Annotated in this window: 9 protein-coding genes; 1 reads left to right on the plus strand and 8 read right to left on the minus strand. The window is 60.7% G+C overall.

Features of this window, described 5'->3' with window-relative positions; genetic code table 11:
• From ACEW72_RS00395 to ACEW72_RS00415, 5 genes are all read right to left on the minus strand, one after another.
• Positions 1 to 292, minus strand: a 292-nt coding sequence (locus tag ACEW72_RS00395; protein WP_373474396.1) for a single-stranded DNA-binding protein, incomplete at its 3' end; no start/stop codon positions are given.
• Between the two features lie 263 nt (positions 293 to 555).
• A complete protein-coding gene (locus tag ACEW72_RS00400; RefSeq protein WP_373474397.1) occupies positions 556 to 1,626 on the minus strand; it encodes a Fic family protein in 1,071 nt (356 codons plus the stop codon).
• 212 nt (positions 1,627 to 1,838) lie between these two features.
• The gene (locus ACEW72_RS00405) at positions 1,839 to 2,156 is read right to left on the minus strand and encodes a hypothetical protein (protein ID WP_373474398.1); all 318 of its coding nucleotides are present in this window, start codon (positions 2,154 to 2,156) and stop codon (positions 1,839 to 1,841) included.
• Positions 2,157 to 2,351: 195 nt separating this feature from the next.
• Positions 2,352 to 5,264: an SNF2-related protein gene (locus ACEW72_RS00410; protein WP_373474399.1), complete on the minus strand. Its 2,913-nt coding sequence runs from the start codon at positions 5,262 to 5,264 to the stop codon at positions 2,352 to 2,354.
• Positions 5,261 to 8,314, minus strand: coding sequence for a hypothetical protein (locus tag ACEW72_RS00415; protein WP_373474400.1), 3,054 nt, complete (start codon positions 8,312 to 8,314; stop codon positions 5,261 to 5,263). Before ACEW72_RS00415 ends, ACEW72_RS00410 begins: the two co-directional genes overlap by 4 nt.
• Positions 8,315 to 8,406: 92 nt before the next feature.
• On the opposite strand from ACEW72_RS00415, the gene ACEW72_RS00420 reads away from it, so the two are divergent.
• Positions 8,407 to 11,109: a UvrD-helicase domain-containing protein gene (locus tag ACEW72_RS00420; RefSeq protein WP_373474401.1), complete on the plus strand. Its 2,703-nt coding sequence runs from the start codon at positions 8,407 to 8,409 to the stop codon at positions 11,107 to 11,109.
• 8 nt (positions 11,110 to 11,117) lie between these two features.
• On the opposite strand, the gene ACEW72_RS00425 is transcribed toward ACEW72_RS00420, so the two are convergent.
• Genes ACEW72_RS00425 through ACEW72_RS00435 form a run of 3 tightly spaced genes read right to left on the minus strand, consistent with a single transcriptional unit; the run spans position 11,118 to position 17,777 of the window.
• On the minus strand, positions 11,118 to 12,791 hold the full coding sequence (locus ACEW72_RS00425; RefSeq protein ID WP_373474402.1) for an AAA family ATPase: 1,674 nt from the start codon (positions 12,789 to 12,791) through the stop codon (positions 11,118 to 11,120).
• Positions 12,791 to 14,629 carry a DrmB family protein gene (gene drmB / locus ACEW72_RS00430; RefSeq protein ID WP_373474403.1) on the minus strand — a complete coding sequence of 613 codons (1,839 nt, stop codon included), beginning with the start codon at positions 14,627 to 14,629 and terminating at the stop codon, positions 12,791 to 12,793. The genes ACEW72_RS00425 and drmB overlap by 1 nt, the downstream gene beginning before the upstream one ends.
• Entirely contained in the window at positions 14,619 to 17,777 is a 3,159-nt protein-coding gene (locus ACEW72_RS00435; protein ID WP_373474404.1) for a helicase-related protein, read from the minus strand. Before ACEW72_RS00435 ends, drmB begins: the two co-directional genes overlap by 11 nt.

The raw sequence follows: 17,777 nt of genomic DNA on the forward strand, positions 1-17,777 counted from the left end.
GGATTGCGAAGCCGTCCGCGATCAGGTCAACCGAGTATTGGGTGTGCCCATCGACTTGGTATTTCGACTGGCCAATACGCCCGGTGATGCGGACAAGATCGCCGATTGTGGCGTTGGTGAGCCGGTCGCGCATCTTGTCAAGCAGGGTGATGCGGTGCCACTGCGGATCGGACTTCCACGTTTCGCCTTCGCGACGGTTGTAGTTGGTGGCGACCGAGATGTGGGTGACTTTCTTGGCGGCGTCGATCCTGCCGAGCCGTCCGATGATGTGAAATTCGACGATGTTCTGCACTGTCTGTCTCCTGATCTTATCAGGCGAAATGTCCTGACGGACACTTTCAGAGCCGCGCGCCGCCTGCGCGCCAGCCAAAAAACGGAGGCTCCGTCGATGAAATCTATGGAAACCGTAGGCTGAAAGCCGGTTTTTTGCTTGCGCGCATGAAGGCGGGGCCAAGCGGCCAGTTTCCGTCAATCAAGGACAGAGGCTGATTCGCGGTCGGGGAGTTGGTTGCAGAATCCTGCTTCAGTTCGGCGGTGCTTGGTGGGCCGATGCTGTCAGACGCGACTATACCATGTTGCTTTGCCGCTGCCGTGCTGGACAAGATGGCTGGCCGATACCAACATCTGCAAATGCTTCTTCACCGTGTTGCGGTTTGCGCCGGTCACATCAACGACCTGGCCGTTGGTGATCCGCCCATGCGCTTTCGCCAGTTCGAGAATCTGCACGGCAAGTTCGGGCAGCCGCTCGACCATCAACCGTTCGCGGGTAATCTTCGTTTCAAGGCGGGTCTTTTGCTGCCGGAGCGACTGGAGGAAATAGACGATCCACGGCTCCCATGCGGGCGCTTCGCTGCGGATTGTCCCCTGCGTCCGGCGAAGCCCCAGATAATAGCCTTCCTTGCTCGCCTCAATCACGCTTTCCAGTGACGAATACGGCACATAGGCATAGCCGCTGCGCAGCAAGAGCAAGGTGGTCAGCACCCGCGATAATCGGCCATTGCCATCTTGGAAGGGATGGATTTCGAGGAAGACGACGATGAAGATCGCGGTGACGAGGAGCGGGTGAAGCTGCTTCTGATCCAGCGTCTCATTCACCCATTCGACCAGTTCGACCATCAATCGCGGCGCGTCGAACGGCGTCGCCGTCTCGAACACGACGCCGATTTCCTTGCCCTCGGCATCGAATGCGCTGACATGATTGGTGTTGGTTTTGTAAGCACCGCGATGCCGCGCATCCTTGCTGCTGTGAACCAGCAAGTCGCGGTGCAATTGCTTGATGTGGTTCTCGGTCGGCGCAATCGCGTCGAACGATGCAAAGACGGTTTCCATGACTTCGGCATATCCCGCGACCTCCTGCTCGTCGCGAGTGTCGAAGTGGCGGATTTCGATATTGGACAACAGCCGCTCAACGTCGCTGTCCGACAGTTTGCTCCCCTCAATCCGCGTCGAAGAGCCGATGCTTTCAATCGTTGCCACGCGCCGCAGCGCCGACAGGCGATCAGGCGCAAGCGTCCCTAGCGCGCGCCACGCGCCCTTGAACTCGTCGATCTCGGCGATCAGCGAGAGCATCTGGGGCGTAATTGCCAGCGAGGCTATGTTGATGGGCATATCCATATCTATACCCATAAATATCCATAAATGCAACCTTACCCGCAAACCGACCCGTAAATATCCATATCTTTTCGCTCATCGGCGCGGTGACCATAAGCCGCCGCTCCGATGCAGGCCAGATGCCGAAGCAATCGGCCTTTGCCCGTCCCAACGGACGGGCCGCGAAAAATTGCAGGGCGGGCCACCGCCCGCCCCGCACATCAAGCAACTTGGGCGTCCTCAAACTCTTAATCGTCGCCATCGCCGTCCGTGAACAGCGCTGGCGCGTCTTCCGCCTCAGGTTCCGGCTCCGCGATCACAAGCGCGGGCGGCAGCCATCCACGCCCTGCCATCCGCTCGGCGGCGGCAGCGGCAAGGTCGCCCTTCTTCATCTTGGCGCAATTGTCGGCAGCGGCCTTGCCCAACACCTCGGTCATGATCTTGGCGATCACAGGCTTTTTGAGTCGGTCGTAAAAAGCGACCGGCGCTTGCCACTTGCCGACCATATCGACGCCACTGGCGAATGCGATCTGGTCGAACCGCTGATGGCGACGGTCGCGGCGCATAAAAAAGTCCCGCTCAATTGCCGGCTCGACAGGGCCGCCCCCTATTTTGCGCCAGCGATCGTTACCGGCAGGCCGAGACGCCAACGGCGGCTCGGTGCAGCAACCGCTGAGGCGGGTTGCAAATAGAGCGTGATGCGGACTTTCCCGCAGGTGCCAAGATGCTCGTCTCGGCTACCCTTTCAGGTTTTCCAAAAATCAGGACGAGTTCAAACTCACCGGGCGAAACAGGACCTCGCCCAGTATGGAGGCCGCTGACGGTTGCGGATTGGCGGCGATGGCGCGCAGCCATGCCACCCTCGTCTGCCCTGCCTCCTCGATCATCCTGACTCCTCGCTGAGCGGCAGCGATGCGGCCAGTGCGGGCCTGCTCCCCCAGCGGTGCCGGTCCAGCGCGTTGCTTTTCGACATCGGCTTCCCGGACCGCGAGCAGATCGTCGAGCTCAACCTCGATCTGGCCGATCCGCTCTTCGATTGCAGACCCGAGCCGGCCAACCTCCGTTCTGATCCATGTGTTGCTTCCCCGCGCGAATGTTTCGGCAGCGCGTCGCCTCGCTTCGTCGACCATCCGGACAGGCACCGAGACCGGGTTGCCACGTGATCGGGCGCAATACGAATCCGGCATCTCCACGATCGGTGACAGAATTGACCATGCGACGCTGTCGGGGAGCAACGTACAGCTCCGGCCATCGAGATGAAATACTGCCGGCATCAGCAGGGGCGCGAGCTCGCTTCGGAGCCATCGTAAGTCCGCCCGCCACCATTCCCGCGCGAGTTCGATGTCCGCGCGATGTGCCGCCTGCTGCGCTGGCGTCGGTGCAAGTTCTGCCCTTGCCTCCAAGGACGAGAGATCAGGAAGCGGCAGCAGATGCGGCGCTGCATCGACCATCGCCACGGTCGCGAAAAGGTTCCTGCCCTGTGTTTCAGGAAGCGCAGGATGCCGCGAATCGAACATGACAGTTCGCCCGGTGCCACCGTTCACTGTGCAGACTTTTCGTGCGTGATCGATGAAGCCAGTGATCAGCTCATCGTGCAGGCTGTCGCCATGGTCCAGAAATCGAAGAGGCCGCCCGCTTGGCTCGCCATCATCGGTGTGAACCGTATTTGCCGGTGGACGGCTAAGATGTCGGCGCCTCGCCACGTAAGGAACGTGTCCCGCCATCCATCCGCCCGGGGGGATATCAGAGAGCCGGATGGTTGCGTTCCGCTCCCCGCCATCCGGATACCAAATCGTCGAGAACCGCCTGTCCGAATTTACGTGATCTTTCCGCACGGAAATTTGAAAGAAACCGGCTTTTTCCGCCAACAGCAGGAGACCCTGTAAAGCGAGTTCAGAGCGCGACGAGTAGGACTGCTCGCCAGAGTCGAGCAGCACAGGCTGCGGGAGCAGTGCTATCTGTAACCTGTCATACAGTTCCTGAGCGCGGCGCGCCGTATATGGTGAAAAGGCGTCAAGGACAGATTGGTCGCCCTGTGCATTCCAGCCAGCAGCAAGCGCCGAAAGCCTGTCGCGCGCCGCCCGGTCGTTGCGGAAGCCATATTGCTGAAGGCTCTCGCGAACGAGTTGCGCCGCCTCGGGCGAAAGCGGCGGGAGCGGTCTCTCGTAAACGCCGATAATTTCGAGCCCTTCGACGACCCGCTGCTCAGGCGTATCGGGATGAACCACTGTCCAGACACGGATATTTCCCAAATGGTCTCCCCGGTCAGACTTGCTGAGCCCATTTGGCCGAAGCCGGTCGAGCCGGCCAATCAGCTGATCGACAGCGTCGGGATCCCAAGGCGAGCTGTAGAACACGATGTTGCGTGCGAAATAGTGGAGATTCAGGCCCGCCTGGATCCACTCGCCAATCAGCAAAACCTTTGCTGCACCGGATGAAAAAGCAGATAACTGCTCATGCATCGCCTGCATATCGGCCGCCTCGCTGGCGAGAGACTCACCCATCCTACGCAAGGTTGCCACACCGGGCTCTTCGCCATCGCTCGCGAAATTTCTTGCGATGCGCGGCTCGAGAAAATCGATAGTCGGATTGTCCCCGGCGACGACAATAATCTGCTCGGCAGGATGCTCGCTCCAGATTCCAGCCATGATGTCGAGCAGTGCGTCGAGCCTGCTGTCGCCGGGAGTGTCCCCTGTCACGGCGACCGCCTTGCTGACCGATCCTCCATCGCGCGCCGTGCGGGCGGCGGATCTTGCGGAGGCAAGCCCGCGGTGAAACGACTGCGCAGCGCGCCATCCGCCATCCTGCGGTGGCGTCGTCCTGAACCAATCAAGGCCAATACGCACCCGTTCGACTTCCCCAAAGAGCGGCTCTGGCTCGACACGCTCGTACCTGCGCTTTGGCAGATACCGGCTCCACTCGGCGCGTGTTGCGCGGATGATTCGTCTGCTGCGACTGAAGGTGCGGTAGAGCGACGCGCGTTCGGCAGGGCGCGCCTCCCCCTCCTCGAGCGCCGAGAGCTCGAGACGGTCCAGACTGTCAACGGGGTCGAACCCGGACGATACCGCGCAGGCGGTCCGCTCGGGCTCGAGCATCGCCATCATTCGCCGGCTGTTTTGCGGGTCGCCGAGGCCGGGGGTCGCCGACAGGATCAAGAACTGGCGAAATTCACCCGCCATCCGTTCGACCTGATCCATTACCTCTACCGGAAGAATCTGGGGCTCATCGACGATCAGCATGTCGAACTCTGCGGGATCAAGCTGGAACTCACCTGACTGCAGGCTCTGGGGACGGACAATCCTCACGAACTGTTCGTCATCATCGGTCGGATCACCAAGCACCGACGCATGCGTGTGCGCACGCGACCAGCATTCCGTGTGCCATTGCGTCACAAGCCTGTCGGGAACTAGGATAACGGCCCGGTGCGCCGGGTTTTGGCACCGCAGAGCGTTGAGCACCATTAAGGTCTGAACCGTCTTCCCGAGACCAACCTCGTCGCTAACGAGATGGCGGATGCGCGTATCCGTCAGGATACGGGAAACCGAGGCAATCTGGTGCGGATAGGGCTCCGCAGCGACACCAAGAGCCCCACCAAGGGCCAGACCGAGCCCTTCCACTTTTCGGCGGGCAGCCTGCACCCCCGCCGCAAAACAGATATAAGGATCCTCGATCAAAGCTCTGGGAACCCGTCGCTGATATTGCGGGACGCACGAAACCGCAGCGCCGCGTATCGGATAGCGCGTGACGTTTGCCGGTCTTCTAGGAAGCGCGCGATCGAAGCAGGCCAGCCTTCGCACCGGAGAAGCTGCGCTGGATTGGTCCAGAGCAGAAATCCTGCCCGAAGATCGATTATCGACAACCATCGCGCGCCGGATCGAATCAGGTCGAAGTGATGGTGGTCGAGCAGGGAAATCACTTCTTGCGGGACCAGCTCGCTATAATCGGCCACCTGCAAAGCAAGCGCACGTTTTGGTGGCAGAACCAGCTTGACCAGCGCTGTACCCGAACGTCGTTCCACCGTGTCGCGCAAGGTCCTGAGCCATGCCTCGGGGGCACCCGAGGTATCGACATCGTCGAATGCATCGGTGCCGTTGGCATAGTCCCGGCCGAATTCCTCATAGGCGTCGATCACGGCCATATCCATAGATTCAGCGAAGCTGTCGGGATCGGGCTCCTCCGTTGATTCCCAAAGATCGGGAACCGCAAGCTTCATAGCTGCGGCAAGGAGCGGCTCAAGAAGCCGATATTCCCGGGGACCGATCTCAGGCAGCGTCCCGCCCGCAGCGAGGCCGGACCCAATCGCGACCCGCGCGAGACAGTCCCAGGCGTCGCCCGAAAGCAATGGCGCCCTTTCCTCAGCGCTCGCCCAGCGTTCCCCACACAGCTGCATTACGAGCATCTTCTCAAGCGCGTGCGACACCAGCCGCGATTTCATAGCAGCGATGACGTTTGATGGTCGCGCGAGCGTCCAACCCAGATAGCCATCAATCACGGCAACGAGGCCAGCTCCATCACCTACCGGGAATCTCTGCCTCAAAATCCGGCGCGGAAGCTCTACCGACGCTACCAACGGTGCGACACTAGGCGCGACGCAGTATGCAGCTGCAAGTTGCGCGATTCCGTCGACGACCGGTATCAGCAGGACGGTGTCCTCCGTCGGCCTGTACTCCGCAACGGCCGGGCGCGGAGTCAACGGCTGGCCAGCATCGGCGATGAGAAGCTCGAGGGCGTTACCGTCGCCGAAGGCCTGCCATGCGCCGTCCACGTCTTGCCACTCAACCTGCGCCGGCTCCCAAAAGAGCCTCCATCGCTGCGACCATTGTTCACCGATCCCGAACACGAGTTCGACCGGCGCCTCCCGGCCGGGAGGGCTCTCGAGCAGCTGGCTGCGAAGCGTCGCCAGTACAGGATCCATTGCGCTGAGCATTGCCGGGAGGCGCGGCAGCACGCCCCTGGCAGACGCGATCAAACCTGCGGGACCAACAAGGCTCGCGTGGTACGGCACTCCCGTGGTGACAACCGGAGCGGTAATCCGCAACGCGATCTGTTGCCGTATGAAGTCGTCGAGCGTCGGCGCGGATGGCTCGGCGATGACTGCCAGCGGCTCAAAGCCTGAATCGGGATCGGCGACGCTGAACCGCACGGTCGACACCGAGGCACCACGTCTGACTTCGACTGCATGCTCACCCGAAGACGGATACAGAACCGCCACCGGATGATGGCCTGACAGGGCGATAGCCTCCTCTGCATCGAGGCGGAAACTGACCATTTCGCTCGCTGCAGGTGCCGGCGACGGCCTGAGCAGCACCGGCAGGCCAGTCGCGAACACCGGGCCGAGAAGCCCGTCCGAAATACGTCCGCCACCAAATACCTCGATCCCGGTTGGCGATACTTTCCTGCCAAGCCGGGTCAGCAATTCCTGCCCGGCGGCGCTTGCCGCATCGACCTCGAAGCACTGGAATCCGGCCAAAGGTGGGAGTGAGCGCGACGATGGAGAGGTTGGTATCGAGCGCCTAGTTAAAACGCGGACAGGGCCGGAGCCCGGAACGATCTCGCCAAAATATTGCTCGAAATCTCCGGAATGCGTGGTGCGGACGAAAACAACCGGGTCGTTCCAGCGCGGCGAAAGCTCCGCGAGAACGTCAGATGAAGCGAGACCAGACGTTAGAAACGGCAGTTGGTCCGCAAAGGCCGCGGCAACATCTATTCCGACGAGCGACACCGGCAGCCCGGACAACAAAGTATCCATTTCGATGGGTGCGCCGGATTGCCATAGGCGCAGTCGCGTCCCGCTTCGCGACAGAATGGTGCGCAGTTCGCCTCGCGTGGTATCCGTCAACGCGGGCATTCGCAGCCAGAGGCCGGCCTCGCCATCTGCTTCGCGGATGAAAAATGCGGTGGTCCCTGCCATCGCGGCACTTTGCCGCCGCACCACCGGGCGCTCGCGGTGCAGTCGGCGCGCATTTTTGATCGCGCGCCGCGCCGTCGGATCGGTTTCGAGGTCGCTGAGAATTCTGGCTGCGGCGCTCTGGGACAGCCGCTGCTCCGGATCGGGCAAATCGAGCAGATGGAGAACAACCGCCGACGCCAGCCCGGTATCGGTCACCCAGTCAGCAAATCTCCCGGATCCCGAACTGCTGGCCGAAATGGCCATATCCGCAACGAGATCGCCAACAATTCTTGCGGCACCCGAAGTCCGCAGGATTTCGCGAAGCGAAGTGGCGAGCGGCCGATGCACTTCGCGTGGAGCAACTGCGTTCGCGATCGGCCAAGCGATGTGCCGGAACGCTTTCGTCCAAGGACTCGAAACCGGCTTTTTGATACCAAAAGACCGGTGCGCATATTCGAAGACCTTCGAGTGTTGCTCCCGGTCAGACGAGCCCAGCGATGCGCCGATTGCGCTCTCAAACCGAGGCCAGAAATCGGTACCGGTCCCCCGGTAATCGTAGCCGATTTCGGATGCCGCGACGATGAGCGGTAACGGCCGCTGCATCCATGTTACAGAAATCCCCTGCCGGCGCGCTTCGCGTCCGACCAGATCAAACACTGTAAGCAGCTGTCGGGCATCAAGGTTATGCTCAAGACCGTAAACAGCGGCCCCGCCCCGCGAGGCCCGCAATGCCGCAAAATGTCCGGCAAGACGGGAATTCAGCTCATCGAGAGATTCGATGCCGGCCCCGTCGCGCGTCTCTGCAATGGCCTGAACTGCTCTCCCCTCGCTCAATTGACACCCTTCCCGCGACGGGTGTAGGACGGTAGGATGGGGCGCTCAACTATTAAGTGCTTATATCTCCTGTTATTTGGGGATATCGCACGATGACGTTCGACGTTATTGAACTGTCGGACGCTCCCGCAGCGATGGGATTACCGCGCGACGGAAGCGGCGTACCGCGCGGCGAGGCTGTCGCCGGGCTGATCCGAGACTTTCTCGGGGTGCGCAGGGCGGTCCATGAAACCGAGCTGCTGCATCATCTAACATCGCTGAGCGTTGCCCTTGGCTATCCGGAAGACTTGACCCTCTCGCGGATACAGGCGGTGCTAAGGGTGCTTGTCGCGACTGGTGACGCGGCGGCGCTGGCCACTGCCGACGGAATGGTCATCATGGCAACGACGGCAAAGCAGGTTGCCGTTTGTCCTGCTTACAGCCTCAGCCTTGGCGGTCCGGGAACCTTGAAGCGGGAAAATCCGGCGCATCCGTCAGAGATACTGCGCCGGACAGCTACGCATAGCGACGACATCCCGTTTGCCAAGGTGCTCGGTGAGCCGTCTTATCGGTCTATGCTCCGCACGCTCAATATTCCCGGTGATCTCCCGATGACGGAAGTCATCGGAATATTGCGGGCCAGCGCGCGAATGAACGGGCTGACCCCTGACAGTCTCGCCGACCGGCACTGCTTGTTCGAGCTGAACGCGGGCGAGACGAGCGTTTTCGGCGGAGCGGGAGCACCGGTTGAGATTGGCATCCGGCTGAACGACGGCCGACTACGGGTTCTCAGAATCGACCATCCTGACGCGGCAGGCTGGATATGGCTTGTGACAAGGGGCGCGGATTTTTATCAGGACTGGCCGACCGGCGTGCCAATGCCTGCGCAGGTGCTGACGGCACTGTCTTTTACTGGACAACCGCTCGACGACAGTCTTTGCAAATGGACGGTCCCAGAGGAGGCGCTGACCGGCCTGCTTGGCTGGCTTGGGTTCTCCGAAGAAGACTATGCCGACCAGCCCAGCGACGCGTCTCAGCGTGATGTTATCCTTGCACCTGCGAATGCCCGACTTCTCGTTGAAGCCGGCCCCGGCAGCGGGAAAACGTGGGTGCTGTGCTCCCGCGTGCGTCAGCTCGTCGATTTTGGCGTAACTCCGACGCACATTCTGGTGATCAGTTTTACCCGCGCGGCCGTGTCGGAAATACGAGACAGAATTGCCGGTTTCCTCAAAGATCGGTTCGTTGCTGACGCGATCCGCATCGTAACCTTGGATTCGCTTGCTTCGCGGTTGCGATCCCGGTTTCAGGATGACCGTCGTTCGGACGCCTCCGGTTATGATGTTAACATCGCCGAAATACTGGAGCTAATCCGGGCGGGAGATGATCAGCTGCTCGAGTATATCGAGGGCTTTGAACACATCCTAGTCGACGAGGCCCAGGATCTCACCGGCAGCCGCCGTGATCTTGTTGTCGCACTGCTGCAAAGGCTCCTGCCCGAAAGCGGCGCCACAGTCTTTCACGACCCGGCTCAGGCGATTTATGGGTTTTCCGGGGTAGAACCATCCGGGATCGCGCACGCGCTGAACACCGCTAATCCCGGATTTGCAAAGCGCGTGCTGACGGGCAATTACCGAACGCGCTCGCCCCCGCTTCTCGATCTGTTCGCAACCGCGAGACAGCATCTTCGAGACGCGGCCCTAGAAGGTCCAGATCTCTATGAAAGGGTGCGATCGTCAATCGAAGCATCGCCCGGCACGGGCACGAGCACGACCTCCGTGCATCAGACAAACCCGGCCGATGGAACCACATTTTTTCTCTATCGCTCTCGCGCCGCCGTCTGTCTTGCAGCATCGCAATTGCTCGCATCAGGACTGCCGTTCCGGATCCGGCTTCCCAGTCAGCGGGACATTGTTCAGCCGTGGATAGGAGCGCTGATGCGCGACGAGACCGGCGCGACGATAACGAAATCCGCTTTCGATGAGCGCTGGGCCGAAGTTCGGCCACTGCCACCCCGGTCAAAGGATGACCTGTGGTCAGATCTCTTCGCATTGACGGGGCTGAGCTCGGGCAATCTCGACCTGCACAGTCTCGCGGTTCGTCTATCGCAAGAGCGCCCTCCCTTGGCGGTGACACAAACCGATATCGGGCCTTCCGCCGGTCCGCTTTTGTCGACCATTCACGCCGCGAAGGGGCGGGAAGCTGACACAGTCCACGTGATGCTGCCCCGCTATCCCGAGGACACGTCGGTGATCGACTGGGAAGAGGAAGCCCGGATCCTCTTTGTCGGCGCGACGCGTGCGCGCAAAACCCTGCGGGTTGGGTCGTCCACGGCTTGGCTCAGGCCGCTTGACGGGCGCGGCAGCCGCCTTTGGCAACCCTTCCACTGGCGCGGCCGAAAAGACGCGCAGGTTGAGGTCGGTATCGATGGCGATGTCGATGACGCCGCCATGATTGACGAGGCCGTGTGGCACGGGGCGACGGCGGTCGCGGAAATGCAGACATTGCTCTGGCATCTGGCGTCGAAAACGACGCAGCTGGCTGCGGTGCGATCGGGTGATTTTTACAGTCTCGAGGTAGCCGACGGCCGGTTCCGGGGGCGCTCGGTGGGCCGCCTCACAAAAGCTTTCGTCTCCGACATGTGGAAGCTGGGGACGGCCGCAACCGGAGCGCGGGTGTCACCACCCGGGAAGATCAGCGGGATATACCTAATTGCAGTGCGGACGATAAGCACGTGGCAGGAGGAGACCGGAACTTCTCGCTTCTGGCTGGCCCCGGTCATTAGCGGGCTTCCTGTAATCTATCTCAATCGCGGTTAGGGAGCTTGCTAACCACCCGATCTGAGCCACTCGAGCGTCGCTGGTACCCCGCATACGATCAGGTGCCCCGATGGCCGCGAAAGGGCAACATAGGCAAGCTCGGACTGGAGCCGGTTGCGAGAGGGGACGCCGACCGCGATAACCGGGCGCTCAAGCCCCTTGAAGCGACGGACCGTGTCGACGATCACCTGATCCTGCGCCATCGTCTCGCAATCAGATGATTTGATTCCGGCCGCTGCCGCCATCGAAACGAAGTCGGTTACGAGATCCTGCGTCGGCAAAAGAACGCTAACATCTCCGGGGGCAAACTCCTCATGCTGCAAAAGCGATCGAAGCGACTTCAGCAGAAGACGCGGCAGTTCAGCATCCGACGGTGCCGAAATCCATTCCACGTCTACACCGTCGGGCCCCTCGGGAACAATGTCTGGTCCGCGATAGTGAACCGAAGCGGCGGAATGAACCGATTTCGTATTGCGTAGATTTTGGCTCAGCCGGACGGGGATAAGCTGCAGATCCAGCGGTGGCCGCTGCCGTTCGCCATACACTTCTTGGTTGGAGTCGCTGAACACCCTCAAGCGTGCGCTGGGCCGAAGCGCGGATTCAAGCGCGATCCACCATTCCTCTTCGAAATCTTGGCCCTCGTCGACGACGATGTCATCCCAAGCCAGATCGGGTCGAGCTTCCAGCGCGGACAGCAACGCGTTCGGGAGAACCTCCGAGAAAAGCTGCCGGTCCGGCGTACCGGCAGGCACGACAATACCGGCTTCGTCCGCCGCCCAAGTGCAAAGGCTGTGAAAGCTGCGGACTTCGAGGTTTGTCTGTCCCGCAAGTGCGCGCCGCATCGCAAGCGACAGAGGGCGGCTATGACAAGTGAGGAGCGTTCGCCGTCCGGCGGCGGCTGCGCGTCGTGCCGCTTCCATCGCGATCACTGTCTTGCCGGTTCCCGCTCCTCCTTTGACCTCAGCCCGTGGAATATCGTCGATGATGTCGAGAACGTGGTACTGTCGTGGCGTGAGCGCGCGCAACTCATCCTGTGCGTCGCCGACACGCGCAGAAAGCGGTGTGTGCAACCGAAACGGCTTCGCCAGCAAATCCTCAAGCGCTGCCAGCCCGTCGCGCCCGAGTGGTTCAAATTCGGATGCCGGGCCGCCCTCGCCCATGCGTTCGCCGATCCAGCCGCGTAAACCGGACCGAAGTTCGGCCGAGCAGCAGAATATCTTTTTCGGCCTGTCCGGTCCGAGGTCGCGCGGGACTGCAGCTGCCGCCGGAAAAATGACCCCGTGTGCGGTATGGATCCATCTCGATTGCCAGCGACCTGACTCTTTCAGCTTACCAAGTAGGGCGTGTTTCGCGCCCCGGGCCTGCCCGACAGGGTCTTTAATCTTATGGACGAAGCCATGCCCGTCTCTGCTCGTCCATTGTGTTAACCGGGGGTCATAATCGATTTCTCCGCCCTTCACCTCAATAGCTAGCAGTCCCAGATCGGAGTGCCCCACGAGGAAATCGGCCTCCCCGTCTTTTTCTGCGCCCAGATGGTCGGTGCCCAGCCATGGGCTGGAATAATAGATGTGAAACTCGTCGCCAAGCTCGCGGCAGAGCCTGTCGTAAACGGCAATCTCCGCCTTACGCCGGGGATCGCGGAGGATTTCAGGTGGGAGCTTCTTCGGCCAGAAAATCGCCATTAAATGTGGCCGCTCAGAAGCGTAGAGAAGAAGCCGGTTTCGGGATGGTCGGGGGTGCCCACGAGCAAACCGCGGTCGAGGAAATAGTTGAACTCCTCGCAGGACGTCTCCGGAACGAGCACGCAGGAATGACAGGCGGAGTGCGAAAAGCTGGCCTCCGCGCCCATCATGTCGCTGATGCACAACGGGTCCGACGAGCACCATTCGACACCGGCAATCGCATTATGAAGCGTTTGCGCGATCCGGCTGGCCTCGCCCTGCCGCTGCAGTCCGCCCAGCGTGCCATCGGCATCGGATGTCGCGGTGTAAATAAGGAGTCCAGCCATCTTTTCGTCTCCATCCCCGGCATAGATCCGCTCCTGCAGTGCGGCGCTTGAATAGCCGCACTCAAGGGTCAGCTGTCGCATAAGAACATGCGACAGAGTATGGCAGAGCAGGAACCGCGGCGTGATCTTTCTGGGCGGAATCGCACCTTCCCCGTGACGGCTCGCCCAATCTTCGCGGTAGCGTTGGTCAATGCCAGATACTCTGGATTTGATGGCGTCGTGCTGCTCCCACCCGGCAACCCGGCTCTCGTTGAGCGCAAGGAAAATGCCTTCTCCGCGAACCTCGATTGCAGGGTACCATGGCATTCGTGCTTGCGAAAGCGGCTGGACGTCCGGTGATTCTGGATCACCTGGCGGGTTGATCCGGGTAAAACCGGTGATGGCGCGAACCTCACGCAGGCGCACAGCGCGAACGACCGATGAGACCCACGCTTCGATCGCAGCCGGGACGTATTCGCGACGGATCTCGAATTCTTGCGGACCGTCGCCTTCTCCAGCCGGGTTCTCGAGAAACTGCCGGTATTCTGCCGGCTTCAGGTCATCGGTATCGAGTTCGCCAAATTCATGAAGCCGTCGCTCGACTGCCTCCGCGAGACCGGCAGGGGTCAGTTTAAGCTCTGCCATGAGTGGTCCTAGATCTCCTGCCGAAAGCATTTCGATAAAGTTGGCCCGTTGCTCAGCGCTGACGTTGACCAACGAATCCCAGTACGTGCCAAGCATATCTTGGAGCCTGTCCTCCCATGGCGGAATGCTGAGTGCCGAGTGCGTGACCGGAAAATAAAGGTTCGATGCGCCACGCTGTACTGCGACCGGCTTGCGACTGCATGCCTCATCGCCTTCGGAAAGCCATGGCCGGTGCCCGGTACAATCACGAAAGCGTTCCCACGTCTGCTTCGAAAAAATGCCGTCCATGGACTTCTTGGCGCTGCATTTTGGACAGCTCAGGATAACACCGGCGAGGCCTGGACTCTCCGAGCGCAGACGCAGGGTGCCGGACCGGTTCTGGCAGGTTTCATCGTGTCCAACCCACCAATGCCAGGGGAACTCATCAATGTGCCCGCCGGAGCAAGCGAGAACAAACCGGACCGGAATGACGAATGTCTTGGCGGGGCCTTGCGTTTTGCCGGTGCAACTGTGACAGAAACGGTAGGCCTTTCCGGGTTCGTCAGACCAAGACTTCGCCAGTCCTATCAGGTCGCATGTCGGGCACTGCAGCCAGCCGGGAAATCGCACCGCAACGAGGCGTCGGCCATCCGGATCTTCATCTTTGCGCCGCTCCTCAAGTACCGGAGGAAGCCGGAAGCCCGCAACGCCGAGCTTTTTCTGAAGACGTGGTTCGCGAATTACCTGCGGATTTAGCAAGCCAGCAGGCGGGAATGACCGGTCCCATTCCTCAAGACCGGCAGCGAGGCCAGACACAGGCGCATTGTCCGCCCGGAAATCGACCACCGCGCCAGGTCCGAAGGTCGAGACGACCCCACTTCTCCGCAAGTTCTGAAGATCATTCGCCATTCTTTTGCCAGCCTCGCAGCACAGAAGCGAGCCGGAACGGAGTTCCAGCTTCGACGCTGCGCATGTTGTTCATTGTCGGCCATGCGTCTCCCGGCCTTCGGCCAAGCGCTTTCTGGGTCGCGGCACGTTCGGCGCTTTGCAGGAGTGACCGGCCAAGCTTCCTGTCCTGCCAGTAATGCTCAGGAGCCCGGGCGACCCAGTCGTTAATCCGGCGACGCAGCTCTCTGGCAACTGCCGTTTCGCGCCCGTCAATGCGTCCGGCACGGGCAACGATGAGTTCAATCAGCGCATCGATTCTGATGAGTGTGTCTTCGTTCAATGACGGGTGATCCAGCATTCCAGGAATCAGGTGTCGGACTCCCGCAACCAACGCTGCGTGCAGCGCCCGGTCTCTCGACCTCGATGCAAAAGGCGTAACGCTGGTTGCCTCGACATCACGGTACAGGGTTTGATGCCAGCCGGGGAACGTCTCGAAGTGCGAGCGGTCTCGCGCCTTGGCATTGTTGAGCAACGCGACAACCAGCCCGCTGATCGACCCTCGACCCACCCGGCTGGTCGACTGAATGTATTCAGCGGTGCTCTTTGGCTGACCGTTCACGACCATCAGGCCAAGGCGGGGGATATCGACGCCAACGCTGACCATGTTCGTGGCCAGTACGCTGTCGAGTGCGCCAACCTCACCGACTTTGACGCCAAGTTGCGTCAGCATTTCCAGAATTTCGTCTTGAGATCTACGCGATGTCAGCTCCTCGACGCTTCCGGATGTCCGCGCTTTCTCGCCCCTCGCCTCAGCCAGAAGCCTAACGGTATCGCTGACGTCATCCTGCATCAGCACAAGTGCCCCCCCGAGTTCGCGGAGCGAATTGAAATAACCAACCAGCGTCCAGTAGGGATCCCTCCGGGTGTTATCTGAAAACGCGCCGAAGGCAGACTGGAGAAGCGACCCAGCGACCGCCTGCAGTGTAAACTTTGCAGACCTTCCAGCGGTCGACACTCCGACATACCGGCGGCCAGTGGAGTTTGGATCATTCACGGCGAAACCCGAGTCGTCGTGATTAATGGCCGAAGGTGGGAACTGGCAGGCTTCCCGGTCGAAAAGATCCTTCACCTGCTCTGCTGCGCGCCGGATCGTCGCAGTAGAGCCGATAACCTTGGGATATGAGCCGCCTGATGCAAACATCAGGTCAATCGCCACTTCGTATACACCGGCGATGGTGCCAAGCGGTCCGGAAATCAGATGAAGCTCGTCTTGGATAACAAGATCAGGGGTGGCATTCGTCCCAATGCCGAACAGGTCGTGCACCTCCGTTTTGCGCACGATCTGCGCAAATTTGTCGATCGTGCCGATCAGTAAAGTGGGGCGCTCGCGATACACGTCTTCATCCACCGTCCATACCGGAAGCTCGCCGGAGAGGACGCAGTCGCCTGTTTCACAGGATACGATGACCGGGGTCGTCGGTGCCTCTTGGCGCCAGCGCAGCTGCTGATGGCATGCCGGACAAATTGCCAGCTGTTTCGGCGATGACACCTCGCGTGAGCCCTTGAGCGACGCGAATGAGTCCACGAGCCGGTTGGGGCTTGCATCGCCTCCCACCCATAGGCCGATAGAAAAGGCATGATTACCATTCAGCGACTGCCCGGGTGCCTGAATTCGTCCGCACCTGATCGCCTCACACGCCAGCATCATTGCCGCAGCGCGCGCGAACTGCTGGGTCGTAAGCAGCCGCAAGGTATATCGCATGACTGCCGCGACGCCCTTCCCGTCCGACTCTTCGTCTCCGAGGCGCCGGTAGAACGATACGAAGGCAACCAGCGCAAGATACGCTTCTGTTTTGCCCCCACCTGTAGGAAACCAAAGGAGGTCCATAACCTTGCGGTCGGGATGACCTTTTTCTGCGCTGGATGTGGCGCTCAGTAAGAGGAAACCGAGCTGAAACGGTCGCCACCGTAGCGTTCCGTGGGCAGCCTTCCCGCCATCCCATCCATGCTGAACGTGCATTGCGAGGTTCGCCAGCTGGAATGCCCGCCTCAGTCGCGGATGCTGAGCAATTCGAACGGCCGCTTCGGACATGCGTTCCCGGACACGGTCGCATTGCACGAGATTGTCTTCCGCAGCGCGAAGCAAATCTCCGCTTAAAGAAAGCAGTGCCTGACGTTGCTGTCCGATCCAACAACCGTATGCGGCGCAGACGCGAACAAGTGCGGCTTCGAGGTCCGCAGGGCCAGCTTCGGCCAAATCTTTCGCGGATAGCGGGTCCATCCCGCCAACACCCGAGACGAGATCGCGAAAGACCGCATGACCCCGGGAGTCGACACCGGCGACCGTCGCTTCCGGGAGCCAGCTCGTGCGGACTCGCGGGACAGACTTTGAAAAAGACTCACCGACTTCCGGCGTGTCCCACAATGCAGAGCAGGTATGTCCAGCAGCGAATTCAGCGACATCGCGAAATAGCAAAGCGGCCGACCGTTCATCGAAGTCTCCGTTTCCGGGCGCGCGGCGCGCCGGGCGCGCTACGAGAGTGGTTCCCGGATTAGGTGTTACTTCCAGAGAAGTTTGAAAAAGTATCGAGGCTTCAGCTTCGTCCCTTCCTTGATCGTGCGCGCAATTGTTGAGCAACGTGATTGTTGCGAGACGCCCTGCCGGACCATCGAGCGCGCGTACATGAAGTCGGCCGCCGGCCGCCCGGGGATCAGTCTCCGGCAGGTCTATGAAACGAGATCCCGGCCTCAACGAAACTTCGGTAAGCACAACCTCCACCTGGCTTCTGACCCATGTCTTTTTTGGCACCTCATCCCGCCGGATCAGGTCGTACCTTCCGAAACGGCAAAGCACGCGAACCGAAGGATCCGACTGCGACATCGCGCAGAACGAGAGACCGGCCGCAGCGGGCCTCTGAATGGAAGAGGCCGGTACCTCCGATTGCTCCGCGTCTATAGATGCCGAGGCATCATCAGAGCCATCGACAGCCAGTTTTTCGTTCTGCTCTCCCGGAATCTCCGTCTGGCGCGGCCATAATATGCCTGTGAGATAAACGTCGGATGGTCGGGATGTCAAAATTTCATCGAGAGTGCGTGGCCCAATCAAATCTTCCTCAAGCCGTTGCACCAACAACTCACGATCGGGAAATTTATCCTGTTCAGTCGCCAT

The sequence above is a fragment of the Sphingorhabdus sp. genome, assembly GCF_041737645.1.
Taxonomy (GTDB): domain Bacteria; phylum Pseudomonadota; class Alphaproteobacteria; order Sphingomonadales; family Sphingomonadaceae; genus Sphingorhabdus_B.

What these genes read in the sequence shown, in the direction of transcription:
- ACEW72_RS00400 (WP_373474397.1), bottom strand. Translation starts at nt 1,626, where the DNA reads ATGGGTATAGATATGGATATGCCCATCAACATAGCCTCGCTGGCAATT.
- ACEW72_RS00405 (WP_373474398.1), bottom strand. Translation starts at nt 2,156, where the DNA reads ATGCGCCGCGACCGTCGCCATCAGCGGTTCGACCAGATCGCATTCGCC.
- ACEW72_RS00420 (WP_373474401.1), top strand. Translation starts at nt 8,407, where the DNA reads ATGACGTTCGACGTTATTGAACTGTCGGACGCTCCCGCAGCGATGGGA.
- ACEW72_RS00425 (WP_373474402.1), bottom strand. Translation starts at nt 12,791, where the DNA reads ATGGCGATTTTCTGGCCGAAGAAGCTCCCACCTGAAATCCTCCGCGAT.
- drmB (WP_373474403.1), bottom strand. Translation starts at nt 14,629, where the DNA reads ATGGCGAATGATCTTCAGAACTTGCGGAGAAGTGGGGTCGTCTCGACC.
- ACEW72_RS00435 (WP_373474404.1), bottom strand. Translation starts at nt 17,777, where the DNA reads ATGGCGACTGAACAGGATAAATTTCCCGATCGTGAGTTGTTGGTGCAA.